Source organism: Nonomuraea composti, from assembly GCF_012034275.1.
GTDB classification, from domain to species: Bacteria; Actinomycetota; Actinomycetes; order Streptosporangiales; family Streptosporangiaceae; genus Nonomuraea; species Nonomuraea composti.
Map to the genome: position 1 here is coordinate 243,914 of NZ_JAATEP010000001.1, position 18,923 is coordinate 262,836.

16 protein-coding genes are annotated in these 18,923 nt (G+C 72.4%); 12 read left to right on the top strand and 4 right to left on the bottom strand.

Going from position 1 to position 18,923, the window contains the following annotated elements:
* Positions 1-178: 178 nt before the first annotated feature.
* Genes HCN51_RS01105 through HCN51_RS01130 form a run of 6 tightly spaced genes read left to right on the top strand, consistent with a single transcriptional unit; the run spans position 179 to position 6,016 of the window.
* Positions 179-1,018, top strand: coding sequence for an STAS domain-containing protein (locus HCN51_RS01105; RefSeq protein WP_168005755.1), 840 nt, complete (start codon positions 179-181; stop codon positions 1,016-1,018).
* Entirely contained in the window at positions 1,018-1,383 is a 366-nt protein-coding gene (locus tag HCN51_RS01110; protein WP_168005757.1) for an STAS domain-containing protein, read from the top strand. Before HCN51_RS01105 ends, HCN51_RS01110 begins: the two co-directional genes overlap by 1 nt.
* On the top strand, positions 1,380-1,781 hold the full coding sequence (locus HCN51_RS01115) for an anti-sigma regulatory factor (protein ID WP_080040789.1): 402 nt from the start codon (positions 1,380-1,382) through the stop codon (positions 1,779-1,781). The genes HCN51_RS01110 and HCN51_RS01115 overlap by 4 nt, the downstream gene beginning before the upstream one ends.
* The gene (locus HCN51_RS01120) at positions 1,778-2,800 is read left to right on the top strand and encodes an ATP-binding protein (protein ID WP_168005759.1); all 1,023 of its coding nucleotides are present in this window, start codon (positions 1,778-1,780) and stop codon (positions 2,798-2,800) included. The genes HCN51_RS01115 and HCN51_RS01120 overlap by 4 nt, the downstream gene beginning before the upstream one ends.
* Positions 2,787-4,451, top strand: a complete 1,665-nt coding sequence (locus tag HCN51_RS01125; RefSeq protein ID WP_168005761.1) for an ATP-binding response regulator — start codon at positions 2,787-2,789, stop codon at positions 4,449-4,451. The genes HCN51_RS01120 and HCN51_RS01125 overlap by 14 nt, the downstream gene beginning before the upstream one ends.
* Entirely contained in the window at positions 4,448-6,016 is a 1,569-nt protein-coding gene (locus tag HCN51_RS01130; protein WP_168005763.1) for a SpoIIE family protein phosphatase, read from the top strand. Before HCN51_RS01125 ends, HCN51_RS01130 begins: the two co-directional genes overlap by 4 nt.
* 2 nt (positions 6,017-6,018) lie before the next feature.
* On the opposite strand, the gene HCN51_RS57920 is transcribed toward HCN51_RS01130, so the two are convergent.
* A complete protein-coding gene (locus tag HCN51_RS57920) occupies positions 6,019-8,166 on the bottom strand; it encodes a hypothetical protein (protein WP_206066384.1) in 2,148 nt (715 codons plus the stop codon).
* Positions 8,167-8,278: 112 nt separating this feature from the next.
* The gene (locus tag HCN51_RS01140; protein ID WP_168005765.1) at positions 8,279-9,640 is read right to left on the bottom strand and encodes a phenylacetate--CoA ligase family protein; all 1,362 of its coding nucleotides are present in this window, start codon (positions 9,638-9,640) and stop codon (positions 8,279-8,281) included.
* A 97-nt stretch (positions 9,641-9,737) separates the two neighbouring features.
* On the opposite strand from HCN51_RS01140, the gene HCN51_RS01145 reads away from it, so the two are divergent.
* Both HCN51_RS01145 and HCN51_RS01150 read left to right on the top strand, forming a co-directional pair.
* Positions 9,738-10,193, top strand: a complete 456-nt coding sequence (locus HCN51_RS01145) for a hypothetical protein (protein ID WP_168005767.1) — start codon at positions 9,738-9,740, stop codon at positions 10,191-10,193.
* Positions 10,190-11,023 (top strand): hypothetical protein, encoded by an 834-nt coding sequence (locus tag HCN51_RS01150; RefSeq protein ID WP_168005769.1) that lies wholly within the window; start codon positions 10,190-10,192, stop codon positions 11,021-11,023. The genes HCN51_RS01145 and HCN51_RS01150 overlap by 4 nt, the downstream gene beginning before the upstream one ends.
* A 73-nt stretch (positions 11,024-11,096) precedes the next feature.
* Here the strand turns inward: HCN51_RS01150 and HCN51_RS01155 are convergent, their stop codons facing one another.
* A complete protein-coding gene (locus HCN51_RS01155; RefSeq protein WP_168005771.1) occupies positions 11,097-11,753 on the bottom strand; it encodes a response regulator in 657 nt (218 codons plus the stop codon).
* The gene (locus HCN51_RS62045) at positions 11,750-13,327 is read right to left on the bottom strand and encodes a histidine kinase (protein WP_168005773.1); all 1,578 of its coding nucleotides are present in this window, start codon (positions 13,325-13,327) and stop codon (positions 11,750-11,752) included. The genes HCN51_RS01155 and HCN51_RS62045 overlap by 4 nt, the downstream gene beginning before the upstream one ends.
* Positions 13,328-13,502: 175 nt before the next feature.
* On the opposite strand from HCN51_RS62045, the gene lon reads away from it, so the two are divergent.
* The 4 genes from lon to HCN51_RS01180 all read left to right on the top strand — a co-directional run bounded on the left by lon (position 13,503) and on the right by HCN51_RS01180 (position 18,864).
* On the top strand, positions 13,503-15,863 hold the full coding sequence (lon, locus tag HCN51_RS01165) for an endopeptidase La (protein ID WP_168005775.1): 2,361 nt from the start codon (positions 13,503-13,505) through the stop codon (positions 15,861-15,863).
* Between the two features lie 507 nt (positions 15,864-16,370).
* A complete protein-coding gene (locus HCN51_RS01170) occupies positions 16,371-17,324 on the top strand; it encodes a methionine ABC transporter ATP-binding protein (RefSeq protein ID WP_080040754.1) in 954 nt (317 codons plus the stop codon).
* A 46-nt stretch (positions 17,325-17,370) separates the two neighbouring features.
* A complete protein-coding gene (locus HCN51_RS01175; protein WP_186404057.1) occupies positions 17,371-18,027 on the top strand; it encodes a methionine ABC transporter permease in 657 nt (218 codons plus the stop codon).
* 9 nt (positions 18,028-18,036) lie between these two features.
* Positions 18,037-18,864, top strand: coding sequence for a MetQ/NlpA family ABC transporter substrate-binding protein (locus tag HCN51_RS01180; RefSeq protein ID WP_168005777.1), 828 nt, complete (start codon positions 18,037-18,039; stop codon positions 18,862-18,864).
* Positions 18,865-18,923 lie beyond the last annotated feature (59 nt).

Sequence of the window (18,923 nt, forward strand, 5' to 3'; positions counted from 1 at the left end):
GCCCACAGAAAGCACCCCCGGCCAGCACCGGCCCCCGCCCACCCGGCCCAGCAGGGCCGGATCGAAGCCACAGTCGCACCCCCCAGGACCAGTGCGATGGATCTGATCGGAGTCCCGGGTACCGGGGGAACCGCACTAGCATACGAGCAACTGCCAGCCGCCCTCTCTGGAGAGTTCCTTGTCCGTTCATGCCGATGTAGCCAGGCGACGCATAGAAGAACTGCTCCGCACCCATGAGGAGCGGATCGTCCGTCGCTGGGCCGAGATCGCCTCCGCGCCGTCCGAGGAGCTCAAGGAGCTCTACCGGGCGCTGCTCGCCGCACTGGAAGAGGGCAAGAACGACCTGGCGGACGTTCGGGGCCTGCTCGCCGAGCTGTCCCGTTCGCGGGCCCGCGCCGGTTTCGCCCCGTCCGACACCGCGAGGGCCGTGTTCGGCCTGAAGGAGGCCATGTACGAGATCGTCGAGGCCGACACGGAGGGCGTCGAGGCCGCGCGCGGCTTCGTCTGGTTCTCGCGGCTGATCGACGACCTGGGGCTGTTCACGTTCGAGACGTACGCCGAGGCCCGCGAGAAGATCATCCTCGACCAGGCGGAGCAGCTTCTGGAGCTGTCCACCCCGGTGGTCAAGCTGTGGGAGGGCATCGTGGCGGTGCCGCTGGTGGGCACGCTCGACTCCGCCCGTACGCAGGTGGTGATGGAGAAGCTGCTGCAGACCCTGGTGGAGACGGGGGCGGAGCACGCGGTGATCGACATCACGGGCGTGCCGGCGGTCGACACGCAGGTCGCCCAGCACCTGCTGAAGACGGTGGTCGCGGCCCGCCTGATGGGCGCGGAGTGCGTCATCTCCGGCATCCGCCCGCAGATCGCGCACACCATCGTCACGCTCGGCATCGAGTTCGGCGACATCGTGACGAAGGCGTCGCTGGCCGACGCGCTGGCGCACGCGTTCAAGCGGGCCGGCATCGAGGTGAGCGGCGGCGGCAACGCCCGCGTCGTGATCCGGGCGGAGAGGGTCTAGTGCAGCGCGTTCCCATCCTCAAGCTCGGCGACATCCTGATCGTCTCCATCCAGATCGACCTGGAGGACCAGGGCGTGCTCGCCCTTCAGGAAGACCTGGCCGACGCGGTCGTCCAGCACGGCGCCAGGGGCGTCATCATCGACATCACCGCCGTGGAGATCGTCGACTCGTTCATCGGCCGGATGCTGGCCACGATCGCCTCGATGTGCGGCATGCTCGACGCGCAGACCGTCGTGGTCGGCATGCGTCCCGCCGTGGCGATCACGCTGGTGGAGCTCGGGCTGTCGCTCGGCGGCGTCCGTACGGCGCTCAACCTGGAGAAAGGGGTGGCGCTACTCGACCACATCAGGAGCGCCACCCCGTGAGCGGCGAGCGGGAGGTGGTCATCGCCGGCAGCGCGGACGTCGTGGGCGTCCGCCAGCTCGTCAGGAGCGTGGCCGTCGAGATCGGCCTGTCCCTCGTCGACCAGACGAAGATCGTCACAGCGGCCAGCGAGCTGGCGCGCAACGCCCTGGTGTACGGCGGCGGCGGTGACGTCCGCATCGAGATCGTCACGAACGGCCCCAGGCGCGGCCTCAAGCTGATCTTCACCGACGAGGGGCCGGGGATCCCCGACATCGAGCAGGCGCTCACCGACGGCTGGACCACGGGCGGCGGCATGGGGCTGGGCCTGGGCGGTTCGCGCCGGCTGGTCGACGAGTTCGACCTGGTCTCCGAGCCGGGCAAGGGCACCACCGTGACGGTGACCAAGTGGTCCCGATGACCACCTGGGTCCGCGCCGAAGACCCCAGCGCGGTCGGCGCGGTCCGCAGGAAGGCCGTCGAGCTGGCCGAGGCGGCGGGCTTCGACCAGGTGCTCATCGGGCAGACGGCCGTGGCGGTGAGCGAGGCGGTCTCCAACCTCGTCAAGCACGCGATGGAGGGCACCGTCATCGTGCGCCCGCACCCGGAGTCCGCGACCACGGTGGAGCTGATCACGGTGGACCGGGGGCCGGGCATGGCCGACGTGGCGCGCGCGTTGCGCGACGGCTACTCGACCTCCGGCACGCTGGGCATCGGCCTGGGCGCGATCTCCCGCATCGCCACCGGCTACGACGTGCACTCGCTGCCGGGCAAGGGCACGGTGCTGGCCATGCACTTCACCGGCCGCCCGCCCGCGCCGCCGCTGCGGGCCAGCGGCCTGACCAGGCCGATCGGCGAGGAGACGGTGTGCGGTGACGGGTTCGTCATCGCGCAGTCGGGCCCGGTCACGACGGTGCTGGTCAGCGACGGGCTCGGCCACGGCCTCATCGCCGCGCAGGCCACGCAGCGGGCGGCCGAGCTGTTCGGCGCCGTACGCGACCTGGAGCCGGCCGAGATCGTGGCGCGCCTGCACGCCGGCATGAGGGCGACCCGTGGGGGCGCGGTCGCGGTGGCGCGCGTGGAGCCGGGCCAGGTGAGCTACGCGGGGCTCGGCAACGTCTCCGGCTGGATCACGCACGCCGAGGGCCGGCAGGGCATGGTGTCGGTGCCGGGCATCGCCGGGCACCAGGGGGGCCGGCTGCGCCAGTACACCTACGACCTGCCCGCCTACGCCACCGTCGTCCTGCACACCGACGGGCTGACGGAGCGGTGGGACCCGTCGCTCCTTCCGGGGCTGTTCTCCCGCACGCCCGCCGTGATCGCCGCCGGGCTGATGCGCGAGGCGGGCAGCAGGCGCGACGACGCCTGCGTGGTGACGGTACGACCGAACCGTCAACAGGACCGAGCCGGTGGGGAGCCCAACAGCGATGGACAAGGCTGAAGCGGCCGAGCTCGTCCGTGTCCGGCTCGACACCGACCAGGACGTCTTCGTCCTGCGCGGCATCGGCAGGGCCGCCGCCGAGCTGGCCGGCCTGGAGCCACAGGACCAGATCCGGGTGGCGACGGCGCTCAGCGAGGCCGGCCGCGAGCTCTTCGGCAACGCTTCCAGCGCGGTCCTCATGCTCGGTGACCGCCACCTTCTCATCCGGCTGGAGCACTCGAAGCGCTCCGACGTGTCCGCGCTGGAGGGCCTGAGGCTGGCGGGCCGGCTGGTCGACGAGATCACGGTCGGCGAGGGCAGCGTGACGCTGGCCAAGCGGCTGCGCCCGCGCAGGACGTCCGCGTCGGTGGCGGAGATCCGCGCGAAGCTGGCCGCGCTCTCCCCGGTCTCCGCCCTCGACGAGCTGCGCGAGCAGAACAGGGAGCTGGCCGAGACGCTGGAGGACGTCCTGCGGCTCAATGCCGAGCTGCAGGAGACCAACACCGGCGTGATGGCGATGTACAACCAGCTCTCGGCCGAGCTGGAGGAGACCAACCGGGGCGTGGTCGCCCTGTACGCCGAGCTGGATGAGAAGTCGAGCCGGCTCAGGGAGGCCCAGGAGGCGAGAAACCGGTTCTGGGCGACGGTCAGCCACGAGCTGCGCACCCCGCTCAACTCCGTCATCGGCCTGGTCAGGCTGCTGATCGGCCCGGGCGGCGACCCCATGACGGAGGAGCAGGCGCACCAGGTGCGGCTCATCGGCACCTCCACCGAGACGCTGCTGGAGCTCGTCAGCGAGCTGCTCGACATGGCCAAGGCCGAGTCGGGCCGCCTCGACCCGCAGCCGTCGGCGGTGGATCTCGTCCGGATGGCCGACCAGCTCCACGTGATGCTGCGCCCGACGAGCGCGAGCACCGGCGTCGAGCTGCGCCATGAGGTGGCGCCCGAGGTCGCCGAGCTGTACGTGGACGAGGGCATGCTGCTGCGCATCCTGCGCAACCTGCTGTCGAACGCGGTCAAGTTCACGCTGAGCGGCGAGGTACGCCTGGAGGCCCGCCTCGACGAGGCCAAGGACGAGGCCGTGATCACGGTGACCGACACCGGCATCGGCATCCCTCAGGAGCACCTGACCCGCGTGTTCGAGGACTTCTACCAGGTGCCGGGCTCCCTCCAGGTCAGGTCCAGGGGCACGGGCATCGGCCTGCCGTACGCGCGCAGGCTCGCCGAGACGCTGGGCGGCACGCTGGAGCTGACCAGCACCGAGGGCGAGGGCACCACGGCCACGCTGCGGCTGCCGCACTACAGCGGCCCGCCGGAGCTGGAGCGGGTGCTGATCGCCGACGACGACGAGGTCTTCCGCGCCACCGCCCGCCGCATGCTGCACGGCTTCGCCGCGCACGTGGACGAGGCCGCCGACGGCGCCGCCGCGCTCGAAGCGATGGCGGCGGAGCGGCCCGACGTGATCCTGGTGGACCTGCTCATGCCGCGCGTGGACGGCAACGTGCTGCTGCAGCGCATGGCCGAGGACGACGCGCTGCGGGACATCCCCGTGGTGGTGGTGACGATCGCCCCCCAGCGCGCCCCGGATGACATGGTGGTGCTGGACAAGCACGGGCTGCGCAGGGACGACCTGCTCCAGGCCGTCCGGAGGGCGAGGGGGGAGCGGGTGTGAGCGAGACGGCGACCGTCCTGGTGGTGGACGACACGCCGACCAAGCGGTACATCCTGTCGAGCTGGCTGCGCCGCGCCGGCCACGAGGTGGTCGAGGCGGGCGGCGGCGAGGAGGCACTGGCCACGCTCGCCGCACGGCACGTCGACCTGGTCATCCTCGACGTGCGGCTGCCCGACATCCCGGGGCACGTGGTGTGCGAGCGCATCAAGGCGGACCCGGCGACCGCCTCGATCCCCGTCATCCAGGTGTCGGCCAACGCCATCACCGTGGCCGACCGGGCCGAGGGCCTGGAGCGGGGCGCCGACGCCTATCTCGCCGAGCCGATCGAGCCGGCCGAGTTCTCCGCCACGGTGGAGGCCATGCTGCGGTACTACCGGGCTCGGTGGCGGGCCGAGCGGATGGCCGAGCGCCTGGCGGGGCTGGCGGACGTGACGCTGCGCATGAACGAGGCCGACACGTTCGACGCGCTGCTGTCGGTCGCCGTGGAGGGCGCGGCCGGCGTGCTGGGCCGCTACTGCGGCACGCTGGTGCTGCTGCCCGACGGCCGCACCCGCCGCTACCGGGCCCGGCCCGGCGAGCGGGCCACGACCCACACGGCCGGCCCCGACCTGCTGCACCGCCTGAGCGGGATGGTGCAGCGGGAGACGCAGCGCGCCCACGTGTTCACGCTGCACGCGCGGGAGTGGCGCGACCTCGTGCCGGACGTGCGCTTCGACGGCGAGACCACCGGCGTGCTGTGCCGGACGAAGAACTCCGGCGCGCCCGTCTACCTGGGCGTGGAGAGCGACCCGCCGCTCGACGCCGACGAGGTGAACCTGCTGCGCCAGCTCGGCCAGCAGCTCGCCCTGGCCGTCGGCGCGCTGCGCGCCTACACCGAGGAGCACGCGATCGCGCTGACCCTGCAGCGCAGCCTGCTGCCCACCCGCATCCCCCAGGTGCCCGGCCTGCGCGTCGCGATGCGTTACGAGCCGGCCGCCGACAACATCGAGGTGGGCGGCGACTTCTACGAGGTGCTGCCGATCGGCGAGCGGGTGCTGGTGGCGATCGGCGACGTCGAGGGCCACTCGCTGCACGCCGCGACCGTCATGGCGGAGCTGCGGCACGCCATGCGCGCCTCGTTCATCGGGCAGGCCGACCTCAGCGCCTCGCTCGACCTGCTCAACCAGATGATGCGGCGCTACCACCCGCGCATGACGGCCACGCTCTGCCTGATGCTCATCGACCCGGCCACAGGGGAGGTCGAGATCGGCAACGCCGGCCACATCCCGCCCCTGTTCGCCGGGCCCGGCGGCACCTACCACAACCTGGGCAACCTGCTGCTGGGGGCGCTGCCGGAGACGTACACGGTGGACCGGCTGAAGCTGCCGCCCGGCGGCACGCTGCTGCTGTTCACCGACGGGCTCGTCGAGGACCGCAGGATCTCGCTGGACGAGAGCCTGGAGAAGGCCAGGAAGCTCGCCGAGGTCGTCGAGGACGACCTGGAGGACTTCGCCGACCGCATCCTGAGCGCGTTCGGGGTGCGCGAGGACGACGTCGCGCTGGTGGCCGTCCGCCGCGAGCCCTGAGCTCAGGGTTCCTGGAGCGGCGGCGGGAGGCCGCGCGTGTCCAGGTGGAAGGAGCCTCGCGCCGGGTCGAGCCGGCGGCCGTCGCCGTGGTCGGGCAGCAGCTCGTACGGCAGCGTGAACCCGCGGCTCGCGGACACCTGGCGCGGCCACTCGTGCACGTACTCGACGGAGGCCCCGCCCTGGGCGCGCAGGTGCGCGACCAGCGCCTGCTCGGCGGCGTCGCCCCAGGTGTCGGGCGAGCCGGTGAACAGGCCCGGCTCCTGCCTGATCGCGGCCTCGCACGCGGCCCGCAGGACGGGGCCCGCGCGGCCGATCCTCCTCGTCTCGGGCGGCTCCGAGGCGGGGCCGGCGGACACCATGTTCGCCGGGGCCCTGATGTGCCAGCGGTAGACGATCGCCATGCCCCGCTCGGAGGTGATCACGTCCTTGATCCTGGCCGGGCGCGGGCCGTCCGGGCCGGGGACGGTCCAGGCGGGCGGCCCCGCCGGGCCGTCCCAGGGCGTCTCGCCGACGTCACGCAGGCGCAGCCGCGCCATGTCCCACATCGCGCGGCGGAAGCCGTCCACGGTACGGCCGGCCATCTGCAGGCGGTAGAACCAGTGCCAGCCGCGGAACAGGTCGTACTCCTCGACCTTGCCCAGCTCGTACCGGCCGCCGCCCTCGCGGGGCAGGGCGGGGCGGCCGGTGTACTTGCGCTGGCCCGGCTCGAACAGCGCCGCGCCGTCCTGGCCCCACTCCGTGCCGACGTCCACCCCGAACCGGCCCACGGCCTGGGCGAACGCGTACCGGTCCGTCGCCTTCAGATACGCGATGAAGCCCCACAGCTCGCCCTCGTCCACGGCGCTGGCGGGGGAGGGGCCGGTGGCCAGGCCGGCCGTCCAGTGGCACGGGCCGAGCGAGACGAACGCCCGGTCGTAGGCGTTCATGCAGTCGAAGTAGCCGATGGCCTCGACCTCGCTGACCGCGCGCACCACCTTGTACGTACCGAGCGCCGCCTTATCGCCCACGCTGTCGCCCGCCTCGATGAGGTGCCCCAGCGTGGGGCCGGACCCGCCCGGCTCCGTGGCGGGCAGCAGGTGCTCGGGCAGCATCTCGCCCTCCGGCCGCCACGTGTGCCCGAACTCCGGCCACGCCCGCGGGCCCGCGTAGTCGCCGAGCACGCGGTAGTCGCCGGTCACGTCCAGCTCCGGACGTTCGGGCACGATCGGCGGGCGGGACGGGCGCCGCCACGTGCTCGTCAGGTCGCGGACGTACAGGCGCGGCCCGGCGGCGGTCACCTCGCGCGCGCCCCAGACGTTCCCGGCCCGGCGGGCGGGGCGGCCCTCGGCGGCGGGGATCGTGTGGAGGCGGTCCGGCCGGCCCTCCCGCAGCTCCCACGCCTCCACCACGATCGGGCAGCGCCGCCGCCCCTCCTTCCAGCGGCGCAGCACGAACCTGGTCCAGGCGTTGACGACCCCCGTGACCGGGTCGGCGTACCGCTCGTAGAAGGGGGCGTGCACCGGCACGAGCCGGTCCGACCAGCGGATCAGCGCCACCTCCGCGCCCCGCGCGTGGGCGGCCGCCGCCGTGCCCTCCACGCCGCGCGTCACCTTGAGCGCGGCGTCCGTCCCGATGGTCCGGGCGGTGGTGACGGCGGTGACCTCCATGATCTCCTCGCCCGCGAGCACCCGGAACGGCCCCCGCGGCGGGAAGGCGGAAGCGGCGCTCACGTGGAGGAGGGAGGCATCGGGCGGCACCTCGTCCAGGAGGGTCGCCGCGCGCGGCGCACGCTCGGTGGCCGCGTCCGACAGCGACGCGTACCGCTGGAACTCCATCACCGCGAGCCACGTGGCCGTCGTGAACTCCGCAGTGTCCTCCGCAGTGTCTGCCGCAGTGTCCGCCGCAGTGTCCGCCGCAGTGTCCGCCGCAGCGTTCTCCGCCGCTTCCTCCGGCGCGAGCAGGAAACCCAGCTCCCGCAGGTCCCGGTGCAGGTCACGGACGTGCGTGGTGCCGGACACGCCGGGCCGGTCCGCGCCGCCGTACCGGGCGGGCCGCCCCGGCCCCGGATCCCGGTCGCCGGGCCGCAGGTCGAACTCGCCGTACAACCCGGACACCGGCCGCACCAGGGCCGCCACCAGCCAGGAGAACATCCGGCCGAGATCATCCAGCATGAGGCGTCACCTGCTCCCTTCCGTCGGGTCCGCCCACCCGACGGTAGGCCCCGGGGCGCGCACCCGCCTCAGGGGTCGCACTAGGGAAAACTCTGGGCCCGCGGCCCCGCCCCTACCGGGTGTAACGGTGCTTGGCGCCCGGCGGGAAGTACTCCGGGTCGCCCGCCTCGCGCAGCCGGACGAACGGCGCCTGCCGCGGCACCGGCACGTACGCCGCGAACTCGCTGTTCAGCCGCAGCAACTGGGCCAGGATCGACGCGCCGACCGCCTGGGCGGTCTCCTCGGACGGCTTCTCCCCGGGCATCAGCTCCACCGTCACCGTCAGGTGCCGGTCGCGCCGCTCGTCCTCGGCCGCCTCCAGCACGAACTTGCCCGTCACCCGCTCGCTCACCCCGGGCTGCTCCAGGCCGATCGCGATGTTCTCCGGGTAGATGTTCGCGCCGTAGTAGGACACGGTGAAGTGCGAGCGGCCGAACACGTACACGAAGGGCCGCCGCGGCCCGTCCTCGCGCGGCTCGAAGCCGTGCCGCCGGACAAAGCCCAGCAGCTCCTCGTACGGGATGACGCCGCCATCGTCGGCGATGTGGTAGCGGACGAGCGGGACCCCGTTGTCGCCCGAGAACAGCAGGGTGCCCTCGTGCTCCTCGAAGAAGCGCACCTCCGGGTCGTACTGCACGAGCGTCGGCAGCCGCGACTCGCCGAACAGCTCCCTGGCCGTGCCCGGGCGGGCCGACAGGAACCGGCGCAGCTCCACCGACAGCGGCGTCTCGTTGCCGAGCACGCCCGCGTCGGCGGTGCCGTACAGGGAGGCGATGCCGCGCACCGGGTCCGCGATGCCGGCCCGCTCGGCGACCAGCGTCCGCCACTCCTCGCTGAACACCTCGCCCGCCGTCACCAGCTTGACGTCCCAGCTCGCCCAGGGCAGGTCCTCGGTGTCGACGACGTTCTTCAGGAACGGCGGATAGCCCAGCAGCACGACCTGCTCGAAGTACGGCGCCAGCTCCGGCAGCACCCGCGCGATCTCCCGCCGGTCCGTGCCGGGGGCGACCACGGTGATCGGCAGGCCGCGCTCGGCCAGGTGGCGGCAGCAGGCGACGGTGAACAGGCCGCCCACCCACGTGCCGAGCGCGAAGCAGACCACGGCCAGCGTGCGGCGCTCCCGGGCGCCGAACGAGCCGCCGAGCACCTCCTCGAACCGGTCGGCGATCACCCGCTCGTCCGCCGCCGAACGCGGCCAGAACGACGGCACGCCCGTGGACCCGGAGGAGACGGCGATCATGTCCCCGATCACGCCGTTCCTGCACAGGTCGGGGAGGGGGTGACGGCGGGTGTAGGTGTCCTTGGTCGTCATGGGCAGCCGCGCGAAGTCCTCGAACGTCACGACCTGCGCCGGATCGACCTGATGCTCCGCGAGGAACCTGCCGTAGGCGGGCACGGTGGCCGCCACCTGATGGAAGAGCTCAACCGGGTCCATCCGCCGACTGTACGACAAACCGCGCGCATGATCATCCTCTGTAACGAACCGGCAGCCGAACGTGATGACTTCTGTGTCATCACGGGGGGAGCCCACCATGAACATCGACCACCGGACGGCCGGGGCGGCGGCGGCCTTGGGCATCGCGGCGGTCCTGGCGCTGGGCGCGTGCGGAAGCGAGCCGTCCGGCCCCGCCGGAGACCCGGCGAGCAGCTCCATCGGGCAAGGGGCCGAGGGGCCGCGTGCGTCCGGCTCGGCGACGGTGAAGAAGAAGCGGCCGAAGAAGGGATCCTCGGCGGCGTGCCCGGCCGGGGGCGGCGACGTCGTCGCGGCGGCCTGTCCCAGCCTCGACACCGGGCACAGCCCGCGCGGCCGTTTCACCGAGCCCCGGACGGTGGGCACGTCCGAGACCCCGCAAACCGGGCTGACCGGACCGCTGGCCCCGACCGAAACGCCGGAAACGCCGGAACCACCGAACCCCGAACCCGGGCAGAAGCAGTCGCCGACCCCCGAACCGGAAGAGCAGCCGACGCCCGAGCCCGGAGACACGTGAGCGAGAACCCGTCCGGCCCGGCGGCCCCGGCGCGGACCGCCGCCACGATCGACCCGATCGCCCTGAGCACCTTCCTGCTGACCTCGTCCGCGACGGTCATCATCTACGTGGGCTGGGTCTACACCGACAGCTACCTGGAGCTGTTCCAGCTCGACGCCTCCGCCATCGGCTACCGGCTCGACGAGTACGCCCTGCGCGGCCTGAACCTCTTCCGCCCCGAGGTGCTGCCCTGGCTGGTCGTGCTGCCCCTCGTCGTGCTCGCGGCCGGCCTGCGCCGCGACGTCGCCCTACGGCGCAGGCTGCTCGGCGGTGCCGGGTCGGGCGCGACCGCGCTCGGGCTGGTGCTGGCGGCGGTGGCGCTGGCGGGCGGCTCGGTCAACACGATCCTGATCCTGCTGCTCATCGCGTGCGGCCTGCCCATGCTGGTCGCCCTCTTCCGCGAGCGGCCGCTCGGGCGGGTCGCGTTCATCATGGCGGCCGGAGTCGCCATCCTGTGCCTGCTCTGGAGCGCCGCCCTGTTCGCCCAGGTCCGCGGCGCCGAGGCGGCGCGCGCCTTCGCCGAGAGCCTGCCCCGCCGCACGCAGGTCTCGATCTTCGCCAAGGACCAGCTCGCACTCAACGCCGTGGGCGTCACCAGGACCGACCTGCCCAAGGGCATGTACCGCTACCGCTACGACGGGCTGCGCCTGCTGCTCAGCCGGGAGAGCAAGCACTACCTCGTGCCGGCGATGACGTACGACCAGTGGCGGCGCGGCCTCGGCCGGGTCGTCCTGCTGTCGGAGAGCGAGTCCGTACGCATCGAGCTGCTGCCCGGAGTCCGCTCCGGCTGAGCCACCGAGGCTCCGGCGTCCGCTGCGGCTGAGCCGTCAAAGTCCGGCGGCCGGGCCACCCCGGCACGCCCGCTCACTCGCCCGGCCGCACCAGCCCCGTCTCGTACGCGAACACGATCGCCTGCGCCCGGTCGCGCAGCCCCAGCTTCATCAGCACCCGCCCCACATGCGTCTTGACCGTCTGCTCGGCCACGAACAGCTTCTCCGCGATCTCCTGGTTGGACAGCGCCTGCGCCACCAGGCTCAGCACCTCGGTCTCCCGCTCGGTCAGCTCGTCGAGCCGCCGCCCCGTCACCGGCCGCGGCGCCCCCATCCGGGCGAACTCGGTGATCAGCCGCTTGGTGATCGCGGGCGCGATCAGCGCCTCCCCGGCCGCCACCACCCGGACCGCCTCGGCGAGCTGCGCGGCCGAGGCGTCCTTGAGCAGGAACCCGCTGGCGCCCGCCCGCAACGCCTCGTAGACGTAGTCGTCGAGGTCGAACGTCGTCAGGATGAGCACCTTCGCCGTGCCCTGCCGGGCCATCAGCTCCCGGGTGGCCTCCAGGCCGTTCATGACCGGCATGCGGACGTCCATGAGCACCACGTCGGGGCTCAGCTCGGCGGCCCGCTCGACCGCCTCCCGCCCGTCGGCGGCCTCGCCCACGACCTCGATGTCCGGCTGGCCGCTCAGGAACACCGTGAACCCCGTGCGCACCATGCCCTGGTCGTCGGCGATCAGCACCCGGATCAAGCGCTCTCCCTCTCCGTGATCGGTAACGTCGCGCGTACCTCGAAACCCCCGCCGCCGGTGGGCCCGGCCTCCAGCCTGCCACCGAGCAAGGCCGCCCGCTCCCGCATCCCCACCAGCCCCTGCCCGGCCCCGCCGGACGCCTCGCGCGGGCCGGTGCCGGGGCCGTTGGCGACGCGCAGCCGCAGCTCGCCGCCGCGGCGGGTGATCTCCACCACGACGGTGGCGCCGGGCGCGTGCCGCATCACGTTCGACAGCGACTCCTGCACGATCCGGTACGCCGACAGCTCCACCGCCTGCGACTGCCCGCCGAGCGAGCCGGACCGCTTCACCACCACGGCCAGCCCGGCGGCCCGCGCGTTGGAGACCAGCTCGTCGATGCGGTCGAGCCCGGGTTGCGGCGCCGTGTCGGTGCGGCCCTGCGAGTCGCGCAGCACGCCGAGCACCTGGCGCAGCTGCGCGATCGCCTCCAGCGACAGCCCCCTGATCTCCGCCAGGCCCGCTTCGAGCTGCGCCGCGTCACCGGCCGCCTTGAGCGGCACCGCCTCCGCCTGGATCGCGATCACCGACATGTGGTGCGCCACCACGTCGTGCAGCTCGCGGGCGATGCGCGCCCGCTCCTCCAGCACCGCCTGCGCGCCCTCCGCCTGCCGGGTGCGCCGCTCCTCCTCCGCCAGCCGGCTCGTGGCCATGCGCCGCGCGCGCACGTTGTAGCCGAACAGCACCGCGACCGAAGCGATGATCGAGGACAGGAACATCGAGTCGGGATGGACGATCCAGACGGCCAGCACCGTCAGCACCCACACGCCCGCCACGATGCGGCGCTCGCACCGCACCGCGACCGAGTAGAGGACCAGCAGGTACATGATGATCGCCATGATGGGGTAGGGCGGCTCGGTGCGGCCGACCGAACCGGTCGCCCAGATGATGATGGGCGCCATGACGGCGGCGACCCGCCAGGCCGCCAGCGGCCACCGGTCGCGCAGCGCGACGGGCAGTGAGACGCCGATCGCGGCCAGGTACAGGAAGATCACCGGGACGGGCCCGTGGACGGCGGGGTTGGCCGCGCTGACGCGGCCGGCGGTGTCGTTCCAGTCGAAGCCCATGCTCAGCATGAGGCCGTAGAGGATGAAGGCCAGCACGAGGTCGGCGGCCTGCACGGCGCTGTAGGACGTGAACGGCACGAGCGGCCTGAGCCGGCGCGGCACCTCGAACGTGAGCCGGCGCGCGGCCGGCGGCGGGTCGGCGTCGCCCTCGAACAACGCCAGCGCGAACGGCTGCCCGAGCGCCCGCCCGGCGCCCAGGACCCTCTCCCACGCACTCTCCCGCGAGAGCTTCCGCGCCGTCTCCCGCGAAGCCTCCCGCACCGCCTCCCGCGCCGTCTCCCGCACCGCCTCCCGCGCCGTCTCCTGCGCTGATTCCCCGGCACCCTTCCGCGCTTCCTCCTGGACCCCTTCCTGGACCCCTTCCTGGACCCCTTCCTGGACTCCTTCCTGGGCCCCTTTCCGCGCGCCCTTCCAAGGGCGGCGGCGGGTGAGGGACCGGCCGAGTGAGCGGGCGCGCTGGACGAGGATCACCTGGTCAAGCTTAGGAGCGCGACCGCGGCCGGTCGTCACACCAGGGTCTGATGTTCCCTCACCCTCAGGTATCGCTTACAACATTACGATCGCCGTGAGCGAACATCGGCAAGGAAGGGAACAGTCCCGGGCTCCAATGAGTTGAGCCGGTATAACTCAACCCTTTGGAGTTCGCATGAGTGAGAGCTTGATCCTCCCGGTCCTGCCGCTGGACGACGCCGTCGTCCTGCCGGGCATGGTGGTTCCGCTGGACCTGTCCGACTCCGAGGTGCGCGCTGCCATCGACGCGGCCCGTGCATCCGGTGGCAACAAGCCACGGGTCCTCCTCGTTCCCCGCATTGACGGCCGCTACGGCGCGATCGGCGTCCAGGCCGTCGTCGAGCAGGTCGGAAGGCTGCCGGGAGGCGAGCCCGCCGCCGTCGTGCGCGGCGTGAACCGGGTGCGGGTGGGCACCGGCACGACGGGCCCCGGCGCCGCACTGTGGGTCGAGGCCGAGACGATCGACACGGTCGCCGCCGGTGAGCGCGCCCAGGAGCTGGCCAAGGAGTACAAGGCGCTGGCCACCACCATCCTGCAGAAGCGCGGCGCCTGGCAGGTGGTCGACCAGGTCAACACCATCGACGACCCGTCGGTGCTGGCCGACAGCTCCGGCTACACGCCGTGGCTGACCACGGCGCAGAAGGTCGAGCTGCTGGAGGAGGCCGACCCGGCCGAGCGGCTGGCCAGGCTGATCGAGTGGTCCCGCGAGCACCTCGCCGAGCTCGACGTCGCCGAGACGATCCGCAAGGACGTCCAGGAGGGCATGGAGAAGCAGCAGCGCGAGTTCCTTCTGCGCCAGCAGCTCGCCGCCGTCCGCAAGGAGCTGAAGGAGCTCAACGGCGACTCCACCGAGAGCGAGGAGGAGGACTACCGGGCCCGCGTCGAGGCGGCCGACCTGCCGGAGAAGGTGCGCGAGGCCGCGCTTAAGGAGGTCGACAAGCTGGAGCGGACCCCCGACCAGTCCCCTGAGACCGGCTGGATCCGCACCTGGCTCGACACCGTCCTCGACATCCCGTGGAACGAGCGCACGGAAGACAACTACGACATCACCGGCGCGAGGGCCGTGCTCGACGCCGACCACACGGGCCTCGACGACGTCAAGGACCGCATCATCGAGCACCTGGCCGTGCGCAAGCGCCGCCAGGACAAGGGCCTCGGCGTGGTGGGCGGCCGGCGCAGCGGTGCCGTGCTGGCCCTGGCCGGCCCTCCCGGGGTCGGCAAGACCTCGCTGGGCGAGTCCGTGGCCCGCGCGATGGGCCGCAAGTTCGTCCGGGTCGCCCTCGGCGGCGTCCGCGACGAGGCCGAGATCCGCGGCCACCGGCGCACCTACGTCGGCGCGCTGCCCGGCCGCATCGTACGCGCCATCCGCGAGGCCGGCTCGATGAACCCGGTCGTCCTGCTCGACGAGGTCGACAAGGTCGGCGCCGACTACCGCGGCGACCCCACGGCCGCCCTGCTGGAGGTGCTCGACCCGGCTCAAAACCACACCTTCCGCGACCACTACCTGGAGGTCGAGCTCGACCTGTCCGACGTGCTGTTCCTGGCCACGGCCAACGTCCTGGAGGCCATCCCCGGGCCGCTGCTCGACCGCATGGAGGTCGTCACGCTCGACGGCTACACCGAGGACGAGAAGGTCGCGATCGCCCGCGACCACCTGCTGCCCCGGCAGCTGGAGCTGGCCGGGCTGACCGCCGAGGAGGTCACGGTCGAGGACGCGGCGCTGCGCAAGCTCGCCGGCGAGTACACCCGCGAGGCCGGCGTGCGCTCGCTGGAGCGCTCGGTCGCGCGGATCCTGCGCAAGGTGGCGGCCAAGGACGAGCTGCCCGTCACCGTGGGCGAGGACGACCTGGTGGGTTACATCGGGCGGCCCCGGTTCGTGCCCGAGTCGTCCCTGCCCGAGGCCAAGCAGCGCACCTCGGTGCCCGGCGTGGCCACCGGCCTGGCCGTCACCGGGGCGGGCGGCGACGTCCTGTACGTCGAGGCGTCCCTGGCCGACCCGGAGACCGGCGAGACGGGGCTGACCCTGACCGGCCAGCTCGGCGACGTGATGAAGGAATCGGCGCGGATCGCGCTGTCCTACCTGCGCTCGCACGGCGCGGAGCTGGAGCTGCCGGTCACCGCGCTGAAGGACCGCTCCGTGCACGTGCACTTCCCGGCGGGCGCCGTGCCGAAGGACGGCCCCTCTGCGGGCGTGACGCTGACCACGGCGCTGGCCTCGCTCCTGTCCGGGCGGCTGGTCCGCAGCGACGTGGCCATGACCGGCGAGATCTCGCTGACCGGGCGGGTGCTGCCGATCGGCGGCGTCAAGCAGAAGCTGCTGGCCGCGCACCGGGCGGGCATCACCACCGTCCTCATCCCGGCCCGCAACGAGCCCGACCTCGACGACGTGCCCCAGGAGGTGCGCGACGAGCTCACCATCCACACCGTCAGCGACGTGCGCGAGGTCCTCGACATCGCGCTGACCCCGGCGAAGGTCGCCACCACCGTGGCGGCGTGACGCCGGCGGCACCGCCCCGCCACACCCCTCCTTCCCGGGGTGCGGCGGGGCGTTCGCATGCCCGCCGGGACGGGGAGCGGCGGGCGTCCGCATGCCCGCCGGGACGGGGAGCGGTGGGCGTTCGCATCCCGCGGGGACGGGGTGCGGCCAGGTGTTCACAGGCTCGCCGGAGCCATCAGTGACGCAGATCACGAAACAGATCAGGAATACAGGGATCTTCCCCTGGCGTTAGCAACGGCGTGAACGAGGCATACGTGACCGGCCGCGGCGCCCCCATGGGCGGGACCGCGTGTCGACGCATGCGTATGGGGCGAATGCCGGCCCGTTAGAGCACAGTCCGTCCGCCCGTTCTCCTCGAAGGTCGCCATGATCACACCCGGTTTCGTGCTGCGCAGGCTGAGCCACCTGCCCTTCCACCCGGGCACCCGCTGAAGGCCGCAGCCCCTTCCTCCCTCCGGTGATGTACGTTCCCGCGGCCCCGGCCGCCCACAGTCATGGGGAATCCCAGTGATCCAGGCTTCAGGCCTGCGCAAGCAGTACGGCACGACCGTCGCGTTGGACGGCGTGGACCTGCACGTGCGCGAAGGCGAGATCTACGGTGTGCTCGGCCAGAGCGGCGCCGGCAAGAGCACCCTCCTGCGCTGCGTCAACCTGCTGGAGCGCCCCACCGCCGGCACGGTCACCGTCGCCGGCCAGGACCTGACCGCGCTCGGCGACCGCGACCTGAACCGCGCCAGGCAGCGCATCGGCATGATCCACCAGCACTTCGCCCTGCTGTCCTCGCGCACGGTCGCCGGGAACGTGGCCTTCCCGCTGGAGATCATGGGCGTGCCCAGGGCCGAGCGCGAGCGCCGCGTCGGCGAGCTGCTGGAGCTGGTCGGCCTCGACGGGCGCGGCAAGGACCGCCCGCACCAGCTCTCCGGCGGCCAGAAGCAGCGCGTCGGCATCGCCAGGGCGCTGGCCGGCAACCCGTCGGTGCTGCTGTCGGACGAGGCCACCTCGGCGCTCGACCCGGCCACCACCCAGTCGATTCTCGCCCTGCTCAAGCGGCTGAACACGGAGCTGGGCCTGACCATCCTGCTCATCACCCACGAGATGAACGTGGTCAAGAGCGTCTGCGACTCGGTCGCCATCATGGCGGCGGGCCGCATCGAGGAGTCCGGCGCCATCGCCGACCTCATCAGGACGCCCGGCTCACGCCTGACCAGGGAGATCTTCCCGCTGCCCGAGCCCGCGCCGGCCGGCTCGGTGACGCTGACGTTCACCGGCGACCCGCGCCAGCCCGTGGTGTCGGAGGTGGTGCGCAAGTTCGACGTGGACCTGAGCATCCTGGGCGGCTCCATCGAGGACCTGTCGGGCGGCTCCGTCGGCCGGCTGCGGGTGGCGCTGGACGGCGCCGAGGCTCCCGCGGCGCTGGCGTACCTGCGTGAATCCGGTCTGATCGTGGAGGAGGCGCCGTGAGCCGGGACTACCCGCGTGAAGCCGGCGCGATGGTGGAGGAGGCGCCGTGACCTGGGACGAGATGCTGCCGCTGCTGTGGCCGGCGACCGTGGAGACGGCCCAGATGGTGGGCTGGTCCACGCTGTTCACCGTGCTGCTCGGGCTGCCGCTGGGCGTCGCGCTCGTGGTGTTCGACCGCGACGGGCTGCGGCCGCTGCCGGCGTTCAAGTCGGGCCTCGGGTTCGTGGTCAACGTCGGGCGGTCGCTGCCGTTCATCGTGCTGATGATCGCGATCATCCCGTTCACCCGGCTGGTCGTCGGCACCACCATCGGGACGGCCGCGTTCGTGGTGCCGCTCACCGTCGGGGCGGTGCCGTTCTTCGCCCGGCTGGTCGAGACCGCGCTCAGGGAGGTCGGCACGGACGTCGTGCAGGCCGCCCAGGCCATGGGCGCGAGCAGGACCGCCATCGTGCGCAAGGTCCTGCTGCCCGAGGCGCTGCCGGGCCTGGTGGCGGGCCTGACCGTGACCGTGGTCGCGCTGATCGGCTACTCCGCCATGGCCGGCACGCTCGGCGGCGGCGGGCTGGGCGACCTGGCCGTCCGGTACGGCTACCAGCGCTTCGAGACGCTCCTCATGATCGTGACGGTCGTGCTGCTGCTCGTGATCGTGCAACTCCTGCAGAGCCTGGGCGACTGGGTCGCTCGGCGCCTATCGCATAAGTAAGGAAAAATCATGAAAATTCACCGTTTTGTGGGTGCCGTCGCGCTGGCTCTGTCGCTCGCCGCATGCGGCACGTCGCAGTCCGCGACCGAGACGCCGGCCGCCGAGGGCGCCGACACCGTCGTCAAGGTCGGCGCCAGCCCCGTGCCGCACGCGGAGATCCTCAACTTCGTCAAGGACAATCTGGCCCCCGCCGCCGGCATCAAGCTGGAGGTCGTGGAGTTCACCGACTACGTGCAGCCGAACGTGCAGCTCGACGAGGGCCAGCTCACGGCCAACTTCTTCCAGCACAAGCCGTACCTCGACGACTTCAACGCCACCAAGGGCACCAAGCTGAGCTTCGTCACGCCGGTGCACCTGGAGCCGCTCGGCCTCTACTCCAAGAAGATCACGAACGTCTCCGCGCTGGCCAGTGGCGCCACCGTCGCCGTCCCGAACGACGCCACCAACCTGGGCCGCGCGCTCAAGCTGCTCGCCGACAACGGCCTGATCACCCTCAAGGAGGGTGCCGGCACCGCCGCCACGGAGCGCGACGTGACGGGCAACCCGAAGAAGCTGCAGTTCAAGCCGCTGGAGGCGGCCCAGCTCCCGCGTTCCCTGGAGGACGTGGACGCCGCGGTGATCAACGGCAACTACGCCATCGAGGCCGGGCTCAAGCCCGCCTCCCAGGCATTGGTGCTGGAGAAGACGGCCGGCAACCCGTACGTGAACGGGCTGGTCGTGCAGGCCGGCCATGAGAAGGACCCGAACATCGTCACGCTCGGCAAGTTGCTGCAGGACCAGAAGGTCAAGGACTTCATCAAGCAGAAGTACGAGGGCTCGGTCATCCCGGCCGAGTAGCCGCCCGCGGGCGCCGCGCCGGGACCGGCGGCGGGTTCTGGCGCGGCGGCCGACCAACC

Bases quoted from the DNA above. Each gene is read 5' to 3' on its own strand.
- HCN51_RS01140 (WP_168005765.1), bottom strand. From the start codon at position 9,640: ATGGACCCGGTTGAGCTCTTCCATCAGGTGGCGGCCACCGTGCCCGCC.
- HCN51_RS01145 (WP_168005767.1), top strand. From the start codon at position 9,738: ATGAACATCGACCACCGGACGGCCGGGGCGGCGGCGGCCTTGGGCATC.
- HCN51_RS01120 (WP_168005759.1), top strand. From the start codon at position 1,778: ATGACCACCTGGGTCCGCGCCGAAGACCCCAGCGCGGTCGGCGCGGTC.
- HCN51_RS01125 (WP_168005761.1), top strand. From the start codon at position 2,787: ATGGACAAGGCTGAAGCGGCCGAGCTCGTCCGTGTCCGGCTCGACACC.
- HCN51_RS57920 (WP_206066384.1), bottom strand. From the start codon at position 8,166: ATGCTGGATGATCTCGGCCGGATGTTCTCCTGGCTGGTGGCGGCCCTG.
- lon (WP_168005775.1), top strand. From the start codon at position 13,503: ATGAGTGAGAGCTTGATCCTCCCGGTCCTGCCGCTGGACGACGCCGTC.
- HCN51_RS01180 (WP_168005777.1), top strand. From the start codon at position 18,037: ATGAAAATTCACCGTTTTGTGGGTGCCGTCGCGCTGGCTCTGTCGCTC.